Raw genomic sequence first — 23,224 nt, forward strand, 5'->3', positions numbered from 1 at the left:
ATTTTAGAACTTACATAAGACTTTGCGAATATTATAAAAAAATAGTATCTTATCCGAGATCCATCCTGCACAAGGGTCATAACTTTCTTCTACTATCCGAATTCGAGTGCTGATTTATAATTCTCGTATATTATTTCTATTCTTCTTAGCCGTATCGTTTTTCTTTCTGGACTGCGCTCGGACTAGATATGCCATCGTTGAGTCTAAAACATTCCAAAAATTTTGCGGATGTGTTCCAGAGGATGAAATCCCTGCTAACTCTAAAGAAGAAGCCTTAGGTAAATTAAGCGAAGGCTCTTTAGATGATTTAGGAACTCCTAATTACCTGGAAATCATGTATAGGGGTTTGAAAAAGGCATTCGAGTATTCTGGTACAACATTTGAGCAATCAGAAGAAGGGCTGAAAGCCCCGGGTGTAGAGCTCAAACGAATAGAAGAAGATAAAAAATTAAGAGAACTTTTGATCATCATAGACGGGGACGTTGCATTTCCTTCCGGTAGATCTACTCTGACCCCCAAGGCAAAAGAACTTATCTCTAAAATCGCGGACGCGTTAGTTGCTTATCCTGAAACGAATGTTCGGATCGGTGGACATACTGATACTCCAGGTTCTTTCACTTCAAATTTAAAATTGAGTAAGGAAAGATCCCAGGCAGTAAAACAAGAACTTAAACAATCTCATGAGATTGCAGAAGAAAGATTTAAGGAAGTGGATGGATACGCAGATTTGCGTAAGATCGTAGATACTTTCTTCTCTGAAAAAAAGAATCGAAGAACCGAAGTATATGTCGGAACAGTTCGGATCGTGTATTAAGAGGATCCGAATGAAGTTCTTTCCAATTTTGAATTTTAGAATTTTATTAATCTTCTTCCTATTATTACCTTTTGTAAATCCAGTTTTTGCCCAAGGCCAAGAACCTGAAAAAGCAGAACAACAGCCACTGCCTAAACAGGATGATACTCCTAAAGAAACTTCTTCTTGGTTTAATGATCAGAATGATAAGTTCAGTAAAGTTTTTGAACATAGGCTGATGTTTCGTACAGGTGCAGGGATTGGAAATCTTTCTCCTGCAGTATTGAATGAAACAGGTCCCGCTTGGTCCAAGGATTCTATTTTAAGAAATATAATGGATCCGGATTCTCCTCCTTCTTTCCCATATAAAGAAGCTAAATCCTTAGGAGTCCAAACCCAGGCTTGGGATATCAGTTATGGGTGGAAAAATCGTTTTGAGATCCAATCTGCAAGAAATTCTGCATTAGGAAAATATGGTAAAGAAGAACCTGCTTCCACAAGTTTTATTACTCCTAGAACGGATCTATATTGGACTTCCGCATTCGAAGGGAATCGGTTGCTTAGATTTAATGGTATAAATGATCATTTAAGATTTTCTTATATTCATCCATTTACTTCTAGATTCAGGATCGGGCCTTCTATAAATTTTCATAGATATACGGAACAGGATACTAGTTCTTATGGATCTTATTCCACTTCTCGTCCTGGTGCTCCAGTGCCAGATAAGGCGACCTGGTCTGTTGGCGGAAATGTGGAATCTAATTTTTCCATGAAGGGAATACTGCCTGGGATCTATCTGAAATTCAAAATAACTGAATGGTGGGAGATCCGTTCTCGTTTGGAATATTTGGATAGAAAGGGAAATTTTTCCGCAATCGGGACCCAAGTATTGCAAGAGTCAGTTTCAGGAGGACCTGGAACGTATAGTATTTCCGTTCCGGCTTATGGCGGTAAAGTTTCAGATAAGGGAACGATCTTTATGTTCGAGTCTTCCTTTAGATACTGCAGATTTAGTCTCGATATTGGACTGATCCGCCAAGATATTACTAGATCTTATTCCATGTACGTGGGTGATACTGTTGGAACTGTTTCTACAAACGATTATCTATTACGTTTCCCGAATATAGATTTGGGACAAATGAGTCATCATTCCAAACAAATTTTAACTGAAATTTATATTATGCCAGGAGCCTCGTTTTTCTACGATTCTGACGGCATCTATTGATCCATTCTATATTTCCTCCTTAAAGTCCATTTAGTCGATTCACCTTCCTGGTTTTGTAACCAAAGACTTTTTATATAAAATTGCATAATTTGAGTTATTTTGACCCAGATTTGAAATAAATAGTTGATTTCAATTTCCAAAAAACCGTAGAATATCCCCTCGGTTTGGACCTGGGAAGTTTTATAAAAAGTTAAAATATGGCAGCTAAGGATAGTACCGAGATAGAGATGCAGTTCCAACTTCTACATAATAAAAGTTTTGCAAACGATCTTTTGCATGATCTATCCATCACAGTCACGGAGATGTTCCGAGACCCTGGTTTTTATAGATCCATTCGAGATAAGATCATCCCCATTTTTAAAACTTATCCATTCATAAAGATCTGGCATGCTGGTTGTTCTACTGGAGAAGAAGCATATTCCATGGCAATCATTCTAACAGAAGAAGGTCTTATGGAAAGAACAACTATCTACGCTACTGACTTTAATCAAAGAGCATTGGATGATGCTAAACAAGGTATATTTTCGAATAATCTAATAAAGGAATATACCGCAAATTACCAAGCTTCAGGGGGAAGGTCCTCTTTCTCGGATTATTATACCGCCGATGAAAATATGGCGATCATGAATAAAAATCTAAAAAAGAATATAGTCTGGGCTCCAAGGAAGGGATGTATTTTAGCGAATTAAAGGATGTATACCAAGAGTTGGACTCTAGACAGATAATATTCAAGAAGAAGTATTAAAGGTTTTTAAAGTAATTATGGGATACAGTGCAATTGTAATTGGAGTTTCTTCTGGAGGGCTAAATGCTCTTGGGAAAATTTTACCTTCTTTGCCTCAAAATTATCCAATCCCGATAGTGATCGTGCAACATGTAAGTCCTCGTTCAGACGGATACTGGGTAGAGAGTATGGATAAGGCCTGCAAATTATTTGTGAAAGAGGCGGACGAAAAGGAAAGTATAGAAAGAGGAAATATTTATATGGCTCCTGCAAATTACCATCTACTGGTAGAGCAGGATAGAACATTTTCCTTAAGCACAAAAGCAAAGGTAAATTTTGCAAGACCCTCCATAGATGTACTTTTTGAATCAGCAGCAGAAGTTTATGGAAAAGAATTGATCGGGCTTATTTTAACCGGATCCAATTCAGATGGGGCCTTGGGCCTAAGAAAAATAAAAGAAGAAGGTGGACTTACAATCGTACAAGACCCCGAAACAGCGGAATCATCTTCTATGCCAGCACATGCTATTTCTACTTCTTCCGTGGATTATATTCTTCCTTTAGAAGAGATCCAAAAATTGCTGATCAAATTAGGCGAGAGTGATTAAAGTGGATTTGAAAAACTTAACGATCCGAGCTAAACTCTTTTTAGGTTTTTCCATTTTGCTCATTATATTCGTGGGCACTTCCGTATTCGTAATAGATAAACTCTCAGAATCAAATACTCGTTTAATTAGGATTGTAGATGGTTCTGCTAAAAGGGTGAATTTATCTAACGAGATCAGATTCCATTTATTTTTTGATCTCATCGGTTATCGCTTGTGTGGGAACCGTTGTCGTGATATCTATCTGGATCATTCGAAGTATAACTGCTCGGATCTGATAAAGATATCTTGGGAATGGCATTGCTGAAGATGGCCCAGACACTGCGGCTGACAACTTCTAAAAAAGAAGAGCCGATCGTAGAGATAGGGTGCAATCAATCTGATGGAGAAAATACTTACTTCATAAAAGACAATGGCGCTGGTTTTAATATGAAATACCAGAACAGACTTTTTGGGGTGTTCCAAAGATTACATGATAATCGAGACTTCGAAGGAGTGGGCATCGGACTTGCGATCGTTCATAGGATTGTCACTCGTCACGGCGGAAAAGTTTGGGCAGAAGGTGAAGTGGGTCAGGGGGCGACCTTCTATATTACACTTCCTCATATCCAAGAAATTTAATTTTGTTTTTTAGGTTTACCCATCCAGCGTAAAGGGCCGCTTCCATATCTTCCTAACTTATCTTGAGGGTTTGCTAATTTACAAGTGAGAAGGGAAAGGCAACCACAACCAATACAAACAGAGAGTCCATTTTTTAATCTGTGAAGTTCCGCAATCTTCTCCTCTATACGTAAACTCCAAGTTTTAGAAAGTTTAGACCAATCTTGCCCATTAGGAGTATGATCTTCTGGCAATTTTGAGATTTCCGCAGCAATCTCATCCAATGAGAGTCCCACTCTTTGTGCAAATACTACAAAAGCGATCCTTCTCAAAACGTGTCTTGGATATTGTCTATGACCAGAACCTGCTCTTACTGATCGGATCAATCCTCTTTCTTCATAAAAACGTAATGCAGAGGAGGCGACCCCGCTTCTTTTGGATACTTGCCCGATACTTAAAAATTCGTCTTTATCCACTACATTCTCCTAAATCTAAACTTAAAGTAAACTTTAGGTTTAGATTTTACTAAAATAGCGATTTAAGCACAAACATTTTCGAATTTTTTCCGGAAAAATCGTAAAAAAAACGCCTCAGACTCTTTACTTCAAGTTCACTTTAACTTGTATAATTTGATTACCTAAATAAAGAAAGGGTGTTCTATAATGTTATTAGAAAAGATCAGTACCGGCTCTGGCCTTAGATTAGGAATTATTTTAGCGAGTACCAGAAAAGGTAGATTCGGAGAAACGGTCGCAAAATGGTTTGAAGAGATCTCTAAACAAGATTACAGATTTGAAACTGATTTAATCGATCTTTCTGAATTTTCTCTTCCGTGGAATATGTCAAAGGATATGGACTCGGATCTTCCCTTATTCTCGGATAGAATCGCAGAAGCAGATGCTTTTGTAGTAATTACACCGGAGTATAACCACGGATATCCTGCTTATTTAAAGTTGGCAATTGATTCACTTCATGAAGAATGGAATGCGAAGCCTCTTGGATTCGTTTCCTATGGAGGAAGTTCAGGCGGTTTAAGAGCGGTGGAGCAACTTCGCAATGTATTTGCGGAATTAAGAATGACTACCGTTCGTAACTGTGTTAGTTTTCATTGGGCTCATGCCAGATTCCATAACGGAAGACCTACAGAGGAATTTCGTTATACATCTGCAGCTGAGAAATTATTGAATGAATTGTATTGGTGGGGAAACGTTTTGAAACAAGCTAGAATGAATTTCCCACAATCTGTTCTTAGGTCCTGATTTTAAGGAATAAATATGAAATTTACGTTTAGTAAATACCAAATCTTTGTAGTCGCCTTATTGGCATTTATCCAATTCACAGTGGTTCTTGATTTTATGATCTTATCTCCATTAGGAGTTCAGGTCATGGACCAACTGAAAATATCCACAACCAAGTTCGGTCTGGTAGTTTCTGCGTATGCATTTAGCGCGGGGATCTCCGGGATCTTGGCTGCTGGTTTTGCAGACAGATTCGATCGTAAAAAGATGCTACTATTCTTTTATACTGGTTTCGTTTTAGGAACGGTTCTTTGCGGTATTGCACCAAATTACGAATTTCTACTATTTGCAAGAATTGTAACCGGCCTTTTCGGTGGTGTAATCGCTTCTATCAGCTTTGCGATCATTGCAGATCTATTCCCTATGGAAGCAAGAGGAAGAGTGATGGGACTTGTGATGACTGCATTTGCCGCAAGCCAAGTTTTCGGCCTTCCGATTGGTGTGTTCTTCTCTAACCTTTGGGGATGGCAGTCTCCTTTCTGGATGATCGCTATTATCAGTGGTCTTGTTGGAGTTGCAGCTTTATTTAAATTAGAACCAATCGTTTCTCACTTAAGTGAAGGAACAGAGAATAAAGCGATCAAACACTTGGTTTCGACTGCTGGAAATTCAAATTATCTTCCTGGATTTTTAGCAACAATGCTTCTCGCAACCGGTGGATATATGCTTATGCCTTTCGGTTCTGCATTCAGTGTTCATAATTTAGGAATTACTTTAGAAGACCTTCCTTTAGTATATTTTGTGACAGGGGTTGTAAGTATGGCTGCCGGTCCTTTGATTGGTAGGGCTGCGGACAAATTTGGAAAGTATCCAGTGTTCTTTATTTCTTCCCTAATTGCTTGCGGTATTCTTTTCTATTATACTGCAATGGAGATCACTCCATTATGGTTTGTTATTTTGATTAACTCTGCGTTATTCGTAGTGATTACAGGTAGAGTGATTTCTGCTCAGGCATTAAATTCTGCGATGCCGGAACTAAAGGATAGAGGAGCTTATATGGCAATCAGCTCTTCACTTCAACAGTTATCCGGAGGAATTGCTTCTTATGCGGCAGGGCTTATTGTAGTCCAAACTCCAAGCGGATATATCCAAGGTTATCCAAATCTAGGTTATGTTGTGGTTATAGCTATTCTGATCACTGTGGCTATCATGTATAAGGTAAACGAATACGTTTCTTCAAAACATCCAGCTCCAGTCAAAGGTGAAAAAGAAGCTGCATTAGTTTCCGAAACCTAATAGATTTATATTTCAGGGGAGAAGGTTCGCTTCTTCTCTGAAAATTCCAAGATACGATTTAAGATTGCATTAAAAAGCAGATTTCCTATCCTCTTTACCTTATGAGCGATATAGAAGTTAAAGTACTTAGCACTCCTGAAAATTACAAAACAATCCTACGTAGTAAAAATCACGAAGTAATTGCAGACGAATCCAAAGAAGATGGTGGAGGAGATCTGGGACCTTCTCCTCATGAATACCTTCTTCTTTCCTTGGGAGCTTGCACTGATATCACTATCAGAATGTATGCCCAAAGAAAAAAAATGGATCTAAAAGAAGTGATCGTAGAATTAAATCTCACCAAATGGACAGATCATACTGAGATTGAAAGGAAAGTAATATTAACGGGCAATTTGAGCGAACAGGAAAGAGAAAGACTTTTACAAGTTGCAAACGCTTGCCCAGTTCATAAAACTCTGACCCATCCTATCCAGATAGATACAAAACTGGGTTAAAATCATTTTTCCAAGCCTTCTACCTAATCTTTAGGAAACGAAGGTGCGGAAAACCAGGTCCAATAAGTCGAATCCAGTTTCGATTGTATGAAATTCAATATCTCTAAGATTATTCCATTTTCCTTTTTACTATTTTTTGCATTTTTCATTTCCTGCCTTTCTTCCGTAAAAGATCCAAAAGACGAGTTTGTATATGTGCAAAACGTACAAGGCAAAACTGAAGAAGAATTAGAATTAAACGCTAAACGAAAAATACTGGAGAATGGATTAGGGGAATTGATACAAGGGCGTTCGAGTCTTAAGAACGGAAGATTGGAAGAATTTGTCACCAATTCCTCCGTAGAAGGATTCGTTACTCAATACACCAAAATAGGTTCCACTCGTGTGTCGAACGGATTCTTAGAGATAGACGCCAAAGGAAAAGTAAATAAAAAAGCGGTCGAGAACGCCTTAAAAGAAAGATACAAAGAAATCGGAAGGCCTAAATTTTTAATCCTTGTCGAGGAAAGAATATTAGGAAAACGAAATGAAATCGAATCCGTAAGTATTACTGAGAATGAATTCGTAAAAAATTTTCCGGAATTCGATTTTTTAGATAAGGCGAAATTGAATTCTTTTAATAAAAGTTCTAAAATATTCGATCTTTCAGATTCAGAACAAAAAGTTTTGTCCAAAGCTTCTTCTTCGGAAGCGCAAGTTTTAGTTTTAGGCCAGGCGGAAGTGACCGATCTCGGAAAAATCATGGATAGCGAAATCCATTCTTATCAATCCGTTCTTCGTTTCAAAATTTTCGATGTTCAGACTGGAAGAGTAATTGCCGCAGAGAATTCTTCCGGGGTGTACCCTCATGTAAATCCCGATACTGGAATTCAGGAATCGATTCGTAAGGCGGTAGATAAGATATATCCTAAGATAAAGGAACAGATTTCAGTAAAATGGAAGCCTGGAAATTTAATACGGATTTCTATCGAAGGGATCAGATATGACGAATATGTGAGCCGCGACATACGAGGAATTTTTCGCTCCGTTCCAGGAGTGAACTCGGTAAACGAATTCTCGGATAAAAATTCCAAGGGACTTATCGTATTGGAAGTGGAAGCATTATTTAGCGGAAGCATTCTATATCAGAAACTTCAGGAGAAAAAAGGGGAGTTCGGTTTAGAATTTTTCCAAAAGGAAATAACGCCAAGCTCCCTTTATCTTATCTTTAAAAAAGGGAAATAAGTTTTATTTTCTATTTGCCAAGCGGATTCGTTGAAAGACAGTGCTTGGTCCATACGAATGTTAGAACTTACAATTCATTCTGTAGGAAGATTAACTCCTACGATCCTTAGTTTTTTAATCGCAATTCATTTATGGTTCAGAAGGCCAAAAGATAATGCGACAACATGGCTTGCGTTATATTTTAGTTTCTTATTTTTATTCAATCTTGGTTACTTTTTAGGATACAGCATTTATTCGGAGGCAGCGGCATACGCTTGGATATTTGCCTGCAGTATTTGTTTCGCTTCCGCGGCTAGATTGCAACTTTCTTACCATTTTGCAGAAACTATCTTTAAAAGGGAGGCAAGATGGGTGTTATGGATTTCGTTTTTGATGGCGGGTATTGCGCTTATAGACTATCTGTTTCATTTTCAAGAAGGTAGAAGATGGTTATTACCAGTTCATTCTTATGGCTCCACATATATTTCTATTTTGGTTCCTTCTATATCCCTTCTATTTTATTGCGGAAGTTTAGTTGTAGGAATCAGAAAAATGTTCTTTTTCTATTCGAAGTCGGGCTCTAAAAGGCATGGGATTCAAAATTTCAAAGATGTATGGACGCGAAATATAAGTTTTAAAGCAAATTTTTTTCTCACATGTATTACGATATTTGAAATTACTTTAAACGTTCTGTTTCTTTCCGCATACGTATATTTGATCGGAAATGCTGCGCTTGCAGAATGGATGAATTTCGGAATTCTTTTGATATTCTCCGCGTATGCCTTGGTTTATACACTTTCTCCTGCTGGAAGGACTGGTTTTACTCCGCGTTTGACCGGAGTCGCTTTGGTATTCGTATTATTATTATGCGGATTTCCGGGAAGATACTATCAAGAGAAAGATTTAGATTCTTTTAAATCCGAATTGGATAATCAAAAGCCTGAAATTTTTTCCAAAAATACGAATCGAGAAGAACCGATCTTTATCCCGAATTCAGAAATTGAAAATTTCAAAGTAAATCTAATCCAGAGTTCTTATGACAATAGATTTACTTTTTTTGAATTTCATTCGAATCCTGTTTTTGGATTCTCTTCCGAGAAAGATGCCGGTTGGAAGATTTATCCTTATACCAAATTCAGAATTAGAGCGAATGAATCAGCGAGTATTGTTTCTATTTGGATCTTAATATCGGTTGTTTCTTGTTTATTATTTCTTCCCTTATTATTCAGAGCTAGCATTATACTTCCTTTAAGACAATTGAAAGAAGATATTGAAAGAAATTCCCGTGGAATTGTTTCTTCACCTATAAGCGGCATGGATGAGTTGGAGTCCCTGAGGGGTTCTTTTCGGGAAATACTTTCTTTGTTGGAAAGGGCAAAACAACATATGCCTGAAGTGAGTGAAGAAATTCTTAATCTTAAGGAAAGTATACATTCTGAACCTAAACGATTAGAATTCGGGGACAGAGTCTTAGTATATAAAAGTTCTTTAATGTCTAAGTTGCTGGAAGACGTAGATAGAGCGAAGAACTTCAGATATCCTGTCTTAATTAACGGAGAGACCGGTTCTGGAAAGGAGCTTATCGCAAGACTACTTCACGGAAAGGAAAATGATTCTCCTTTCGTAGCAGTTAATTGTGCGAGCATTCCTGAATCATTATGGGAATCGGAAATCTTCGGACATAAAAAAGGTGCGTTTACAGACGCTTATTCGGATAGAGCCGGTAAAATTTTAGAAGCTTCCGGTGGAACCATGTTTTTCGACGAGATCGGAGAGATGCCTTTATCCATGCAGGCGAAACTTTTAAGGGTATTACAAGATAATGAATTTGCTCAGGTGGGTTCCGAAAAAGTTTTAAAAGCTGAATGTAGATTTATATTCGCGACACATAAAGATTTGGACAGAGAGGTTCTTCAAAAAAGATTTAGAGAGGATTTATTATATAGGATCAGGGTTTTCTATTTGAGAAGTCCTTCATTAAAAGAGAGACCGGAAGATATTCCGTATTTGATTCGTTATTATTTGGAAAAATTCTCTGTAGAAATAGGCAGGCCTGCTCCTGAATTGGATTCTAAAGTTTTTAGTTTGCTCATGAATTACTCTTGGCCAGGTAATATCCGAGAGTTGGAACATACAATTTTAAGATCTATGGTTTCTGAACAAGATGGGATTCTGAATTTAGAATCTTTTCCCGAGATCTTGAAAAATTCTAAATCGGCTTCCAGAAAGTTTTCGATTAGTACATCTAAACTTCAGAAAGTTCAACTAGATGAAGAAATAAAATTTTATACCAAATCCTTAGTGGAAGAAGCTTTAAGATTATTTGATGGAAACAAAACGAAAGCTGCTGAATATTTAGGGATTAAAAGAACAACTCTTACTTATCGTATTAAGGAATTAGGAATTTCGGAAGAAAGACACTGACAAAAAACTGTCATCGTCAAATCTTCGTCGTCAAAAATTTGTCGATCCCATCCTAAATATCTTTCTGCTTTATCACAAAATACTCTAAATAGCCGTTTAACGCTATTTTATGTATGATAACTGTTATTTTAAAAATTGGCACACCTATTGCTAAGGGCTATATGCCCGATCGGGCGAATAGGAGAGATGTTTAAAATGAAACAGAAGATATGGATTCTATTATCCTTGTTCTTACTTTCTGCTTCTTTGCATGCGGAGAAAGTTATTTACGTTCATGGAATGAGTTTGACCGAATCAAACGAGGCCTGCCAAGACAAAACGGTTTGTGCTTATTGGAAAGTTCCTCCGGTAGGTGATTACGTGTATGTTGGTTATGACGGTAGGAGAAATCCGTTCGTTTCTGATTCAAGTGGCGGAAGCGTAAGGCTTTTGCAAATGTTGAATAAGTACTGTCGCAAAGACCAGGGGAAGTCTTGCAGATTGATAGATGACTCGTTAGGAGGATTTACCGGAGCGGGGACTGTTTCGATGTATAATAAAACAGGAATTTATAATATTCTGTATGCGACACAAATCGTTTCTGCAGAAGGGGGTTCCGAGATTGCAAACCTAGGCGATACTGCAATTGATATCCTTAAAGTTGTTTTTAATATCCAAGGCGGACTCGGTGACGCGTTGATTCAATCTAGGGACGCGATCCAGTCATTAGTAACTACTTCTGCCCGTTCCTTATTCGATCATAATCGAAATAATGGGACCTTATTCTATCATTTGGCTGCGAAGAAGAGTATCTTTATCGCAGATCCGTTTCTACCAGGTGAAGATGATAGTCTAGTCGCATTTCATAGTTCTTGCGGCTATAGATCCGTTGGTGCGTTTTCCAAATGTATGGGAGAAAAAATCAGAAGTTGTGCATTATGTTTTTGGGAAACTCCTAAGCTGATCACCCCTTGGGATGGACATTATATGCATCCACTGGTTCCGATCACAGGGTTGGATATCCCACATGCAGAAGGTCATAACGACGTAAAATATCACGGGGTTCCATAATAAATAAAGGGTCCGTATTTTACGGACCCTTAGAGGTATGATTATGAAGAAAACGTTATTCTATATTTTATTCACGATTTCCTTTCTTTCTCTTGGATTATATATATTTATAAATGATTCGGAGAATTCTAATCGAATAGAAATATCCGAAAAAAATCCGTTTTATGATCCTAGTTTGGGCGCCGGAACTTCCGGATATTCCTTTTGGAAAGAGCCGGATCCCGACACAATTATATCAGATTATAAAACTTGGTCTGAATTTCCTCCGGACAGCAGGCCTTTATCCAGAATGGATATAGACATTTTGGAATTTAGAAAGATCGGAGTCCCTCCTCAAATCATGCCTGTAAAATCTGGCGGAAATTATAAGGACTCAGGATTTTTATGCAGTTTACAGCCTGAATATCATTCTTTGGTGGAAGGTGAAAATATGAGAATATTCTTATATTGTTTTCGAGCTGGATTTAGTGCTAAAGAAAGATTAGATCTGAAATCGGTTCGATTAGAAGCGAGAGCGGGAGCTAAGAAATCCAATCTGGATATGGATTTCGGAAACGATAGCGGTTTATCAGGAGACGAAATTTCAGGAGATGGAACTTATACGTTTCTGTTTCGGCCAAGAAAGGAAGATTGGGCGGATATGAACTTAACCGTTAATTTTAAAATTCCGTCGGATTCTAATTCCGCCGAATATTCTCTTTCGGCAGCATTCTTCTCTTCTCCCGTTTCTCCGGCAAAATTCGTATCAAATAAATTCTTTGATAAAATCGAAGAAGGTTCTTTGGAAATTTTTACGGAGATGGATGTGAAAGAGCCCGGAGAATATACTATACAGGCAAATTTGTACGGAGCCGGAGAACCGATTGGAACTTCTCGAAAAGAAATCTATTTAAAACAAGGAAGGCAGACGATCGGATTGGAATTTTTCGGACGTTTGTTTTGGAGATCCAGGCAATCAGGTCCTTATGTTCTAAAGGATTTGAGAGCACATTTAAATACGGATGTAATTCAATCTGACTCTTTAACAGGAAGCCAAGAAGAAGTGGATAAATTTTTATCTGGAATCAAAGACGATAAACCTAAACGTAAATTGGTACCTTATAGTACGGAAGAATATACTACGAAGTATTATCGTCTAGAAGAATTTGCTGAGAAAGAATATGATTCTATTGATAAACGAAAAAGAATCGCAGAATTGGAAAGTCTTAAAAAGAATTTAGGTCCTTAAGTTTCACATATTACTATTTTCTCATTTATGCCTATTTTAAAGTTCCTTTATCGATGAAATAGGCTTTTTTGTTGAGTAACCCCCTATCAAAAGTATGTAATGTTTTCCGAGTTTTTAGTATTGTTAGGCGAAAAACAGATTGAAACTTGAAAATTTTAGGAAGATAATCGCGGTGTGCAAGGCTTTTCGAATATCGACCAAGAGCCGAGTTACGGTTCTTTCTCGGAGTCCTTTTCGAGAATAAGTGAGGATTTTTCAACGGAAGATTCCTCACAAGATCTTGATATACCCGACCAAAATACAAAAGACGAACTCTTAAAAAAGATCTCTGTTCTAAATCTTCTACAACAAGTGGCTACCGCCGCAAACGAAGCAAATGATGTGGAGTCAGTGCTTCAATTTTCTGTAGATAGGATCTGCGTGATTGCCGATTGGAAATTAGGTTTAGTATGTTTAGTGTTGGAAGAATCTGAAAGACCAGAATATTCTTCTATCTCTTTCTCTAGGGAAGAAAAATTCCTAAAAGAGTTTAGGAATTTATTAAGGACCAAATCTAAGAAACAAGAATCTATTCTTACTGAAAGGGTTAGAAGTGGAAGAAAACCAATCTTACTTGAAAACTTTCCTTCTTATTTAAAAGGAGATATAAAAGAACTTTCGATTAAAGCAGGTATCAAAGAAGCAATTGGAATCCCGATCTTAGTTAAGGAAAACTTAGTAGGTGTCTTAGAATTTTATTCCGGAAATGAATCTACTGATCCTTCTTTTTTCGAAGCCGTTTCTCATATCAGTTCCCAAATAGGAAGGGTATTTGAAAGAAGGGATGCAGAGAATCATCTGAAAACCTCTGGCGAACAATTAAGAGCTTTATCTGCAAGGCTACAAGAGGTAAGGGAAGAAGAAAGACTTCTCATCGCAAGAGAAGTTCACGACGAGTTAGGGCAATTATTAACTGTTCTTAAAATAGATCTTACATTACTAAAAAATAATTTTCAAAAGTCTAAGGTTTCCGATTCAAAATTGGTATCCGAACTTCTGTCCATGATCAAGGTAGCTGACTCAGGCATCGAATCTGTGCAGAGGATCGCCACGGAGCTTAGGCCCCTAATTTTAGAGGATTTGGGCTTATTAGAAGGTATAGAATGGTATGCCAAAGATTTCGAAAAAAGAGCGGGAATTCGCTGCGAAATCAAGATCCCTGCAGGAATTCTATCCTTAGAAAAAGATGCATCCATCGCAGTGTTTCGTATTTTCCAAGAAGCGTTAACTAACGCAGCCAGACATTCCAAGGCGAGTTCTATCCAAGTCTCTTGTTTGGAAGAAGGGCAATTTCTAATTCTAAAAATACAAGACAATGGAATAGGAATAGATCCTAAAAAGATGAACCAATCTAAATCTCTCGGGCTAATTGGAATGAGAGAAAGAGCAGTGGTCTTAGGCGGAGAAGTTTCCATCTCAGGTGAACCAGAGAAAGGCACAAGTGTTATAGTAAAAATACCAATCTCAAATTGAAATAAGGAGGAGTTCCTATGATTTCCACATTGATAGCTGATGATCATTTATTGATCCGAGAAGGTTTAAGAAAGATCCTTTCGGAAGAGGAAGATATAGAGATCGTTTACGAGGCGGAAAACGGGCAGCAGGTTTTGGATTATCTTGCGGCTCAATCTGTTCAAGTTTTGATCCTCGATATTAACATGCCATTGATGAGCGGTTTGGATATATTAAAATATGTTCATAAACTTTCTCCAGATACTAGGGTGCTTATCCTAAGCATGTATCCAGAAGATAGATTTGCAGTTCGAGCTTTGAAGGCGGGTGCATCCGGTTATATCACTAAGGCAAGTGCCGGAGATGAACTCATCTCTGCAGTGCGTAAGGTGATCGAAGGTTCTAGGTATATTAGTCCGGAAGCAACAGAGATGTTGGTAAGAGAACTTTCTAAACCAACGGACAGACTTCCTCATGAAACTCTTTCAGAAAGAGAATTTCAGATACTAATGCTTTTAGTGAAAGGCAAGAACGTTCGATCTATTTCTGAAGACCTTGGTTTAAGTGTGAATACAGTAAACACATATAGAGCTAGAATTTTTGAAAAGATGAGTTTGAAATCCACGCAAGAGCTTGTTCGTTATGCTTATGATCATAAACTTCTGGAATAAATTTCTAAACTTGAAGTAACTTGTTTTTCTAATGTCCTTTAATTTCTGTCACATTTCCTGTGACAGAAAAATTCCTCGTTTAACGTAGTCCATACGATGTATCTATGAAATAATTTTTGTTGTTATTCCTTTAATTTTACGCCATCATTCTCCTTTGTGCTCATTAACCTTTTGTTATAGGTTTAGGTCCTACCATGAAGAATGCCCCTACAATAGACCCCAAACAAGATAAAGATTCTATAAATCCAAAACAATTATTGGAAGTTCTCACTGCGTTTAAGCGTGGAGATTTCTCTAAACGAATGCCTTTAGATCAAGTAGGGATCGCTGGTAAAATTTCAGACTTATTAAACGATATCATGGACCAAAACGATAGAATGGTCAAAGAGTTCGAAAGGATCAGTAACGAGGTAGGGCAAGAGGGTAAAATTTCCCAACGGGTAAGTGGAATTTCTTCTATAGGTTCTTGGGGAGCCTGTATGAATTCAATCAACTCTCTGATTGGAAATCTTGTACAACCAAATACGGAAGTTATGAGAGTGATAGGTGCCGTTGCAGGCGGTGACCTTTCTCAGAATATGTCTTTGGAAATAGACGGAAGACCTCTTAAAGGAGAATTTTTTAGAACAGCCAAGATCGTAAACATCATGGTGGATCAGCTAAACTCATTCGCTTCTGAGGTGACTCGGGTTGCAAAAGAAGTAGGAACTGAAGGTAAACTTGGTGGTCAGGCAGATGTTCGAGGAGTTGCGGGAACTTGGAAAGACTTAACAGATAGTGTGAACTCGATGGCGTCTAACTTGACTGGTCAGGTGCGTGATATCGCAGAAGTTACAAAGGCGGTTGCAACAGGAGACTTATCTAAGAAAATCACAGTGGATGTTAAAGGAGAGATCCTAGAACTCAAAAACACGATCAACACGATGGTAGACCAGCTTAATTCATTCGCTTCTGAGGTAACCAGGGTTGCAAGAGAGGTAGGAACTGAAGGTAAGCTTGGTGGACAAGCGGATGTTCGAGGTGTTGCGGGAACTTGGAAAGACTTAACAGATAGTGTGAACTCGATGGCATCTAACCTAACCGGTCAGGTTCGTAATATTGCCGAAGTTACTACAGCGGTAGCTCGAGGTGACTTATCCAAGAAGATCACAGTGGATGTTAAAGGAGAGATCCTAGAACTCAAAAACACGATCAACACGATGGTGGATCAGCTAAACTCATTTGCATCTGAGGTGACCAGGGTTGCAAGAGAGGTGGGAACTGAAGGGGCCTTGGGAGGACAGGCGGATGTGCAAGGTGTTGCGGGAACTTGGAAAGACTTAACAGATAGTGTGAACTCGATGGCATCTAACCTAACCGGTCAGGTGCGTAATATTGCCGAAGTTACTACAGCGGTTGCACGAGGAGACTTATCTAAGAAAATCACAGTGGATGTTAAAGGAGAGATCTTAGAACTCAAAAACACAATCAACACGATGGTGGATCAGTTAAACTCATTTGCTTCTGAGGTGACCAGGGTTGCGAGGGAAGTAGGAACTGAAGGAGCCTTGGGTGGACAAGCAGATGTGCAGGGTGTTGCGGGAACTTGGAAAGACTTAACAGATAGTGTGAACTCAATGGCATCCAACCTAACAGGTCAGGTTCGTAATATTGCCGAAGTTACTACAGCGGTAGCTCGAGGTGACTTATCTAAGAAGATCACGGTAGATGTTAAAGGAGAGATCCTCGAGTTAAAGGATACCATTAACACGATGGTGGACCAGCTAAACTCATTTGCTTCTGAGGTAACCAGGGTTGCGAGAGAGGTAGGTACAGAAGGTAAACTGGGTGGACAGGCAGATGTGCAAGGTGTTGCGGGGACTTGGAAAGACTTAACAGATAGTGTGAACTCGATGGCTTCCAACCTAACGGGACAGGTTCGTAATATTGCCGAAGTTACTACAGCGGTTGCAACAGGTGACTTATCCAAGAAGATCACAGTGGATGTTAAAGGAGAGATCCTCGAGTTAAAGGATACCATTAATACGATGGTGGACCAGCTAAACTCATTCGCTTCTGAGGTGACCAGGGTTGCGAGAGAAGTAGGAACAGAAGGTAAACTGGGTGGACAAGCAAATGTTCGAGGAGTTGCGGGAACTTGGAAAGACTTAACAGATAGTGTGAACTCGATGGCATCTAACCTAACAGGCCAGGTTCGTAATATTGCCGAAGTTACTACAGCGGTTGCAACGGGTGACTTATCCAAGAAAATCACAGTGGATGTTAAAGGAGAGATCCTAGAACTCAAAAACACGATCAACACGATGGTGGATCAGTTGAACTCATTCGCTTCTGAGGTAACTCGGGTAGCGAGAGAGGTAGGTGCGGAAGGTAAGCTTGGTGGACAAGCAGACGTTCGAGGAGTTGCAGGAACTTGGAAAGACTTAACAGATAGTGTGAACTTCATGGCCGGTAACTTGACTGGTCAGGTTCGTGATATTGCAGAAGTTACCAAGGCAGTGGCAACAGGAGACTTATCTAAGAAAATCACAGTGGATGTTAAAGGAGAGATCCTAGAACTCAAAAATACAATCAACACGATGGTGGATCAGTTGAACTCATTCGCTTCTGAGGTAACCAGGGTTGCGAAAGAGGTGGGAACAGAAGGTAAACTTGGTGGACAAGCGGATGTTCGAGGAGTTGCGGGAACTTGGAAAGACTTAACAGATAGTGTGAACTCGATGGCGTCTAACTTGACAGGTCAGGTGCGTAATATTGCTGAAGTTACTACAGCGGTTGCTCGAGGTGACTTATCCAAGAAAATCACAGTGGATGTTAAAGGAGAGATCCTTGAGTTAAAGGATACCATTAACACTATGGTGGACCAGTTGAACTCATTTGCTTCTGAGGTGACCAGGGTTGCAAGAGAGGTGGGAACTGAGGGAGAGTTAGGTGGCCAGGCAGATGTGAAGGGTGTTGCGGGAACTTGGAAAGACTTAACAGATAGTGTGAACTCGATGGCATCCAACCTAACAGGTCAGGTTCGTAATATTGCCGAAGTTACTACAGCGGTTGCACGAGGAGACTTATCCAAGAAGATCACGGTAGATGTTAAAGGAGAGATCCTCGAATTAAAGGATACCATCAACACTATGGTGGACCAGTTGAATTCCTTCGCTTCTGAGGTAACCAGGGTTGCAAGAGAGGTAGGTACAGAAGGTAAACTTGGCGGACAGGCAAATGTGCAAGGGGTCGCAGGTATCTGGAAAGACTTAACAGATAGTGTGAACTTCATGGCTAATAATCTCACCACACAGGTACGGGGCATCGCTAAAGTTGTGACCTCTGTTGCGAACGGAGACTTAAAGAAAAAGTTATATTTGGAAGCAAAAGGAGAGATTGCAGAACTCTCGGATACGATCAACGATATGATCGATACTTTAGGACTTTTCGGGGACCAGGTGACTACGGTTGCAAAAGAAGTAGGTATTGAGGGAAGATTAGGAGGCCAAGCGAGTGTGCCTGGTGCCGCAGGTCTTTGGAGAAACCTTACAGATAACGTGAATCAGCTCGCTTCTAACTTAACTACTCAGGTAAGGGCGATTGCAGAAGTGGCAACTGGTGTGACCAAGGGAGATCTCTCTCGAACAGTAACCATCCAAGCTGCTGGAGAGGTGGCAGCCTTATCAGACAACATTAACGAAATGATCCGGAACTTGAGAGAAACTACTCGGATCAACACAGAGCAAGACTGGTTAAAAACAAACTTAGCAAAATTCACAAGACTATTACAAGGACAAAGAAACTTAGTCAACGTAAGTAAGCTAATCTTATCTGAACTTGCGCCTCTTGTTTCTGCACAACATGGAGCATTCTTCATTACTGAAAACGTGGAAGAAGGTCCATTACTTAAACTACTCGTCAGTTACGCTTACCAAGAAAGGAAGAATGTATCCAATCGTTTCTATCCGGGAGAAGGTCTGATAGGCCAATGTTTCTTGGAAAAAGAAAGGATACTAGTCACACAAGTTCCTTCCAGCTATATCATGATCAATTCAGCTTTAGGAGAAGCGCCGCCCATCAATATAGTCGTCTTGCCGGTGTTATTCGAAGGAGAAGTGAAAGCAGTGATCGAACTTGCCTCTTTCTCCAACTTCACTCCGATCCATTTGAACTTCTTGGATCAGTTGACTGAAAGTATCGGGATCGTATTGAACACAATTGCAGCAGGGATGAGAACAGAAGAACTTCTGATCCAATCCCAAACTCTGACTGAAGAGTTGCAAGGAAGACAAGAAGAATTGACTAATACCAACCAACGTCTAGAAGAACAAGCCAAATCCCTGAAAGCTTCCGAGGATATGCTCAAGGACCAAAGGGAAGAGCTGCAGGAAAAGAACGAAGAGTTGGAAGAGAAAGCAAGACTACTCGCCAAAAAGAACAGTGAGGTAGAGAGAAAAAACAGAGAGGTAGAACAAGCAAGACACTCCTTAGAGGAAAAAGCTCGTCAGCTTGCACTTACTTCCAGGTATAAATCTGAGTTCTTGGCAAACATGTCTCATGAGTTAAGAACTCCTTTGAACAATATGTTGATCCTTTCTCGTTTATTGTATGATAACGAGAGTAAAAACCTGTCTGAAAAACAGACCGAATACGCAAAAACAATCCATAGTTCCGGAAACGATCTGTTACAGTTGATCAATGACATATTAGATCTTTCTAAAATTGAGTCTGGTAAGATGAGTGTGGATTTGGATTCGGTTTCTATAGAGGAGTTGGGTGGATATTTGGATCGTTCTTTTAGGGAAACTGCAAGAAATAAGGACTTAAAATTCCAAGTAGAAATAGATCCAGAACTTCCTTCCAGGATCACTACTGATTTGCAAAGATTGCAGCAGGTTCTTCAGAATCTTCTGTCAAACGCATTCAAATTTACTCATAAAGGCGGAGTAAAATTAAGGATAGAATCTTCTCCTGCCGGCTGGAGTAAGGATCATAGGATCTTAAACCAAGCAGGTGGTGTGATCGCATTCTCTGTGATAGATACTGGAATTGGTATCTCTCCAGAAAAGCAAGGCTTGATCTTCGAAGCATTCAGGCAAGCAGATGGAAGTACAAGTAGAAAATACGGAGGAACAGGGCTCGGGCTTTCTATTAGTAAAGAAATCACTCGTATATTAGGTGGAGAATTAAAACTGGAAAGTGAACCGGAAGTTGGAAGTAAATTCACCTTATATCTTCCTTTGGATTATATCCAAGTCGAAGAAAATCCAATCGAACCAGATTCAATCAAATGGTCTGAGAATCCGGATAATGATTCTTTCGGTTCCAGCGATTCTTATGTAAGAAGTAAGATTAAAGCCACTCGAAGAGTTTTGGAAGACGAAACCCAAAACGAATTTAAAGAGAAGGTTTTGATTATAGAAGAGGACGAAACATTCGCTAAGTCTCTATTAGAAATTGCTAAAAGTAACGGGTTTAAGGGAACAGTTGCATTGGACGGAAAGAGCGGGATATCTGCATTACAGGAATCATCTTTTAATGCAGTCTTGTTGGACGTCCAACTCTCTGATATGGATGGAAGTTTGATCCTGAATTGGTTAAAACGCAATCCTAAACTTAGACAACTCCCAGTTCATGTTCTTTCAGGAGAAAATGATTGGAGAAGAAGTTTAGAGATCGGAGCAATCTCTCATCTGAGAAAACCAGTAGGGATCGAATCTTTGAACGAGGCATTCGAGAAGATCAAAACCTATTTACATAAAACGGACAAAACACTTTATGTTTGTGGAATAGATAAGGAACATTCTGAATTCCTAATGGAAAAACTTACTTCAAAGGATCTTGTTTTGAAAAGTATCGATTCAGGCCAGGAACTTTTGGACATTCTTCAAAAAGAGATCCCTGATTGTATACTGATCGGTAACGAATTCGATGACATGTCTGTTTCAGATTTGGTTTCTAAGGTCACACTATTGGATCCAGAGAGAACATTGATTTTATTCTATTCGGACAATGAGAATGGATCGGAAAGTTTTCAGAAACTTCTATCCTTTAATGGTTCGAATATTCTAAAATTTGTAAATTCTTATGCGACTTCTTTAGAAGAGATTAAGATCCATTTACATGAACCCGAGTCCATTTCTAAATCGGGAGATACATATTCTCTCGAAGGGCATAAGGTCCTGATCGTAGATGACGATGTAAGGAATATATTCGCTTTAACGAGTATGTTGGAATTGCATAAAATGAAAATACATTATGCGGAGAATGCATTAGACGGAATTAATATTTTGGAAAAAAATCCAGACATAGAGATCGTTCTCATGGATGTGATGATGCCAGACATGGATGGTTATGAGGCTATGAAAGTAATCCGTTCAAAAGTCGAATTTACAAATCTCCCAATTTTAGCGCTTACAGCGAAAGCGATGAAAGGGGATCGAGAGAAATGTATAGAAGCCGGTGCGACCGAATATATAACCAAGCCGGTAAGTGTAGACCATTTGCTTTCTCTGCTTCGGGTGTTATTGTGCAGGTAGAAGATATGGAACAGCCAATGAAAGTGAGTATTTTACTAGTAGATGACCATGCGGATAATCTGCAGGTAATGGAGCATATTCTTAAGAGCCCTGAATTAAATTTAATTAAGGCAGGTTCAGGAGAAGAAGCATTAAAGGCACTGCTGGACGAACCAGATGAAGTCGCATTGATCTTCATGGATGTAAGGATGCCCGGAATGGATGGTTTTGAAGCGGCGGCACTCATTCGACAAAGGGAAAAATGTGCTAAGATACCGATCATCTTTCTCACTGCTTACGCAAATAACGAAACTGGAATGTTCAAAGGATATTCTTTAGGGGCAGTGGACTTTTTAGTAAAACCTACTGCACCAGAGATCCTAAGATCTAAGGCTGCAGTATTTGTTGATCTCCATAAGAAAAACAAAATATTGAGGATCCAAGAAGAACTTCTAAGGCAAAGCCATGACGAGTTGGAGATCCGTGTAGAAGAAAGAACTTTCGAACTACATAGAGTAAACAATGAGTTGATGACAGAGATCGCAGAAAGGAAAAGAGCGGAAGAAGCATTAACTGCTTCCTTGAAAGAAAAAGAAGTTCTGCTAAGAGAGATCCATCATAGGGTTAAGAATAATCTTCAGATTGTTTCTAGTATACTTAGTCTGCAGGGAAACTATATAACGGATCGTAAGTCTTTAGAAATGTTCCAAGACTGCCAATCTAGGATCAAGTCTATAGCTCTGATCCATGAGTTGTTATATCAAAATGAAGATCTGGCCCACACTGACTTCCAGGAATATCTGAACAGTTTGGTTACCAACCTTTTAAGGACCTATAGAGTAAATTCAAGAATACGATTCGAAATACATGCTGAATCTGTTCATCTAACTTTGGATACTGCGATCCATTGCGGCTTAATTGTTACCGAGCTTGTTACAAATTCGTTGAAATACGGGTTTAGGGACAGAGAGGAGGGTACTATCCAAATTTCTATTACATCTAAATACGAAGAGTATTCTTTGACTGTAGAAGATGATGGGGTAGGCTTTCCGGAAGAAATTGACTATCGACAAACGGATTCTTTGGGTTTACAATTAGTCAATACTTTGACCCAGCAAATAGACGGAAGTTTGATCTTGGATCGGAGCAAGGGGACCAAGTTTACCTTAGTCTTTCGAGAAAGGAGCCGAGTCAGAAAATGATCTCCAGCGAAGCAAAGATATTGATCGTAGAAGACGAGAGTATTGTAGCCAAGGATATACTTAGTAAATTGTCTGATCTTGGTTATGATTTTGTAAGTATCGCTTCTACAGGGAATGAAGCATTAAGAAAAGTTTATTTAGATAAACCGGACCTTCTGCTCATGGATATCATGTTATCCAGAGGGAATTATGACGGGATAGAGACAGTCCAGGAAATTTTAGATAAAATGGATCTGCCAGTGATCTATCTTACTGCTTACGCAGACGAATCTACTCTTGTTCGTAGTAAACCTACAAGACCGTATGGGTATCTATTAAAACCTTTTCAGACCAAAGAATTGCAAATAGCGATAGAGATTGCTTTAAACAAACATGGTCTGGATAAAAAAAGAAAAAGAGAAAGAAGGAATATGTCTGCCATACTCCATGGAGTAAAGGATCTGATCAGAACTTCCTCGGAAGAAGCTGGTGTTTGATCTA

General features: G+C 39.1%; 17 protein-coding genes and 2 pseudogenes. 17 read left to right on the forward strand and 2 right to left on the reverse strand.

What is annotated here, in order from left to right:
- Positions 1-106: 106 nt before the first annotated feature.
- The 4 genes and pseudogenes from CH362_RS07955 to CH362_RS07970 all read left to right on the forward strand — a co-directional run bounded on the left by CH362_RS07955 (position 107) and on the right by CH362_RS07970 (position 3,350).
- The gene (locus CH362_RS07955; protein ID WP_244280524.1) at positions 107-814 is read left to right on the forward strand and encodes an OmpA family protein; all 708 of its coding nucleotides are present in this window, start codon (positions 107-109) and stop codon (positions 812-814) included.
- Positions 815-824: 10 nt separating this feature from the next.
- Positions 825-2,018, forward strand: coding sequence for a hypothetical protein (locus CH362_RS07960; RefSeq protein WP_100709837.1), 1,194 nt, complete (start codon positions 825-827; stop codon positions 2,016-2,018).
- A gap of 197 nt (positions 2,019-2,215) precedes the next feature.
- A pseudogene (locus tag CH362_RS07965) lies at positions 2,216-2,677 on the forward strand (CheR family methyltransferase); the annotation flags it as partial.
- A gap of 103 nt (positions 2,678-2,780) precedes the next feature.
- On the forward strand, positions 2,781-3,350 hold the full coding sequence (locus CH362_RS07970) for a chemotaxis protein CheB (protein WP_100709838.1): 570 nt from the start codon (positions 2,781-2,783) through the stop codon (positions 3,348-3,350).
- Here the strand turns inward: CH362_RS07970 and CH362_RS19160 are convergent.
- A complete protein-coding gene (locus tag CH362_RS19160; RefSeq protein WP_125169715.1) occupies positions 3,333-3,551 on the reverse strand; it encodes a hypothetical protein in 219 nt (72 codons plus the stop codon). The genes CH362_RS07970 and CH362_RS19160 overlap by 18 nt on opposite strands.
- A 129-nt stretch (positions 3,552-3,680) precedes the next feature.
- Between CH362_RS19160 and CH362_RS07980 the strand changes: the two are divergent.
- Positions 3,681-3,968, forward strand: a pseudogene (locus tag CH362_RS07980) (sensor histidine kinase); the annotation flags it as partial.
- Here the strand turns inward: CH362_RS07980 and soxR are convergent.
- Complete coding sequence (soxR, locus tag CH362_RS07985) at positions 3,965-4,423, reverse strand: redox-sensitive transcriptional activator SoxR (protein ID WP_100709841.1); 459 nt, start codon at positions 4,421-4,423, stop codon at positions 3,965-3,967. The pseudogene CH362_RS07980 and the gene soxR overlap by 4 nt on opposite strands.
- A gap of 186 nt (positions 4,424-4,609) precedes the next feature.
- On the opposite strand from soxR, the gene CH362_RS07990 reads away from it, so the two are divergent.
- The 12 genes from CH362_RS07990 to CH362_RS08045 all read left to right on the forward strand — a co-directional run bounded on the left by CH362_RS07990 (position 4,610) and on the right by CH362_RS08045 (position 23,220).
- Positions 4,610-5,206, forward strand: coding sequence for an NADPH-dependent FMN reductase (locus CH362_RS07990; protein WP_100709842.1), 597 nt, complete (start codon positions 4,610-4,612; stop codon positions 5,204-5,206).
- Positions 5,207-5,221: 15 nt separating this feature from the next.
- Entirely contained in the window at positions 5,222-6,481 is a 1,260-nt protein-coding gene (locus tag CH362_RS07995; protein ID WP_100709843.1) for an MFS transporter, read from the forward strand.
- A 101-nt stretch (positions 6,482-6,582) separates the two neighbouring features.
- Positions 6,583-6,975 (forward strand): OsmC family protein, encoded by a 393-nt coding sequence (locus tag CH362_RS08000; RefSeq protein WP_100709844.1) that lies wholly within the window; start codon positions 6,583-6,585, stop codon positions 6,973-6,975.
- Between the two features lie 87 nt (positions 6,976-7,062).
- Positions 7,063-8,199, forward strand: a complete 1,137-nt coding sequence (locus CH362_RS08005) for a hypothetical protein (protein WP_100709845.1) — start codon at positions 7,063-7,065, stop codon at positions 8,197-8,199.
- 30 nt (positions 8,200-8,229) lie between these two features.
- A complete protein-coding gene (locus tag CH362_RS08010) occupies positions 8,230-10,602 on the forward strand; it encodes a sigma-54 interaction domain-containing protein (protein WP_125169716.1) in 2,373 nt (790 codons plus the stop codon).
- Between the two features lie 195 nt (positions 10,603-10,797).
- The gene (locus tag CH362_RS08015) at positions 10,798-11,652 is read left to right on the forward strand and encodes a hypothetical protein (RefSeq protein WP_100709847.1); all 855 of its coding nucleotides are present in this window, start codon (positions 10,798-10,800) and stop codon (positions 11,650-11,652) included.
- Between the two features lie 43 nt (positions 11,653-11,695).
- Positions 11,696-12,880 carry a DUF4785 family immunoglobulin-like domain-containing protein gene (locus CH362_RS08020; protein WP_100709848.1) on the forward strand — a complete coding sequence of 395 codons (1,185 nt, stop codon included), beginning with the start codon at positions 11,696-11,698 and terminating at the stop codon, positions 12,878-12,880.
- Positions 12,881-13,054: 174 nt separating this feature from the next.
- Complete coding sequence (locus CH362_RS08025; protein ID WP_100709849.1) at positions 13,055-14,392, forward strand: GAF domain-containing sensor histidine kinase; 1,338 nt, start codon at positions 13,055-13,057, stop codon at positions 14,390-14,392.
- 17 nt (positions 14,393-14,409) lie between these two features.
- Positions 14,410-15,042: a response regulator gene (locus CH362_RS08030; protein ID WP_100709850.1), complete on the forward strand. Its 633-nt coding sequence runs from the start codon at positions 14,410-14,412 to the stop codon at positions 15,040-15,042.
- A 194-nt stretch (positions 15,043-15,236) separates the two neighbouring features.
- Positions 15,237-21,563 (forward strand): HAMP domain-containing protein, encoded by a 6,327-nt coding sequence (locus CH362_RS08035; protein ID WP_100709851.1) that lies wholly within the window; start codon positions 15,237-15,239, stop codon positions 21,561-21,563.
- A 17-nt stretch (positions 21,564-21,580) separates the two neighbouring features.
- Positions 21,581-22,744, forward strand: coding sequence for a sensor histidine kinase (locus CH362_RS08040; protein ID WP_100710233.1), 1,164 nt, complete (start codon positions 21,581-21,583; stop codon positions 22,742-22,744).
- Positions 22,741-23,220 (forward strand): response regulator, encoded by a 480-nt coding sequence (locus tag CH362_RS08045; RefSeq protein ID WP_100709852.1) that lies wholly within the window; start codon positions 22,741-22,743, stop codon positions 23,218-23,220. The genes CH362_RS08040 and CH362_RS08045 overlap by 4 nt, the downstream gene beginning before the upstream one ends.
- Positions 23,221-23,224: the final 4 nt, after the last annotated feature.

The sequence above is a fragment of the Leptospira saintgironsiae genome (assembly GCF_002811765.1).
GTDB classification, from domain to species: Bacteria; Spirochaetota; Leptospiria; order Leptospirales; family Leptospiraceae; genus Leptospira_B; species Leptospira_B saintgironsiae.

Coding starts and splice junctions, on each gene's coding strand:
- CH362_RS08040 (WP_100710233.1), top strand. CDS start 21,581: ATGAAAGTGAGTATTTTACTAGTAGATGACCATGCGGATAATCTGCAG.
- CH362_RS08015 (WP_100709847.1), top strand. CDS start 10,798: ATGAAACAGAAGATATGGATTCTATTATCCTTGTTCTTACTTTCTGCT.
- CH362_RS07990 (WP_100709842.1), top strand. CDS start 4,610: ATGTTATTAGAAAAGATCAGTACCGGCTCTGGCCTTAGATTAGGAATT.
- CH362_RS08030 (WP_100709850.1), top strand. CDS start 14,410: ATGATTTCCACATTGATAGCTGATGATCATTTATTGATCCGAGAAGGT.
- CH362_RS19160 (WP_125169715.1), bottom strand. CDS start 3,551: ATGAGATCAAAAAATAAATGGAATCTGATCTCGTTAGATAAATTCACC.
- CH362_RS07995 (WP_100709843.1), top strand. CDS start 5,222: ATGAAATTTACGTTTAGTAAATACCAAATCTTTGTAGTCGCCTTATTG.
- CH362_RS08020 (WP_100709848.1), top strand. CDS start 11,696: ATGAAGAAAACGTTATTCTATATTTTATTCACGATTTCCTTTCTTTCT.
- CH362_RS08000 (WP_100709844.1), top strand. CDS start 6,583: ATGAGCGATATAGAAGTTAAAGTACTTAGCACTCCTGAAAATTACAAA.
- CH362_RS07960 (WP_100709837.1), top strand. CDS start 825: ATGAAGTTCTTTCCAATTTTGAATTTTAGAATTTTATTAATCTTCTTC.
- CH362_RS07970 (WP_100709838.1), top strand. CDS start 2,781: ATGGGATACAGTGCAATTGTAATTGGAGTTTCTTCTGGAGGGCTAAAT.
- CH362_RS08045 (WP_100709852.1), top strand. CDS start 22,741: ATGATCTCCAGCGAAGCAAAGATATTGATCGTAGAAGACGAGAGTATT.
- CH362_RS08005 (WP_100709845.1), top strand. CDS start 7,063: ATGAAATTCAATATCTCTAAGATTATTCCATTTTCCTTTTTACTATTT.
- CH362_RS08035 (WP_100709851.1), top strand. CDS start 15,237: ATGAAGAATGCCCCTACAATAGACCCCAAACAAGATAAAGATTCTATA.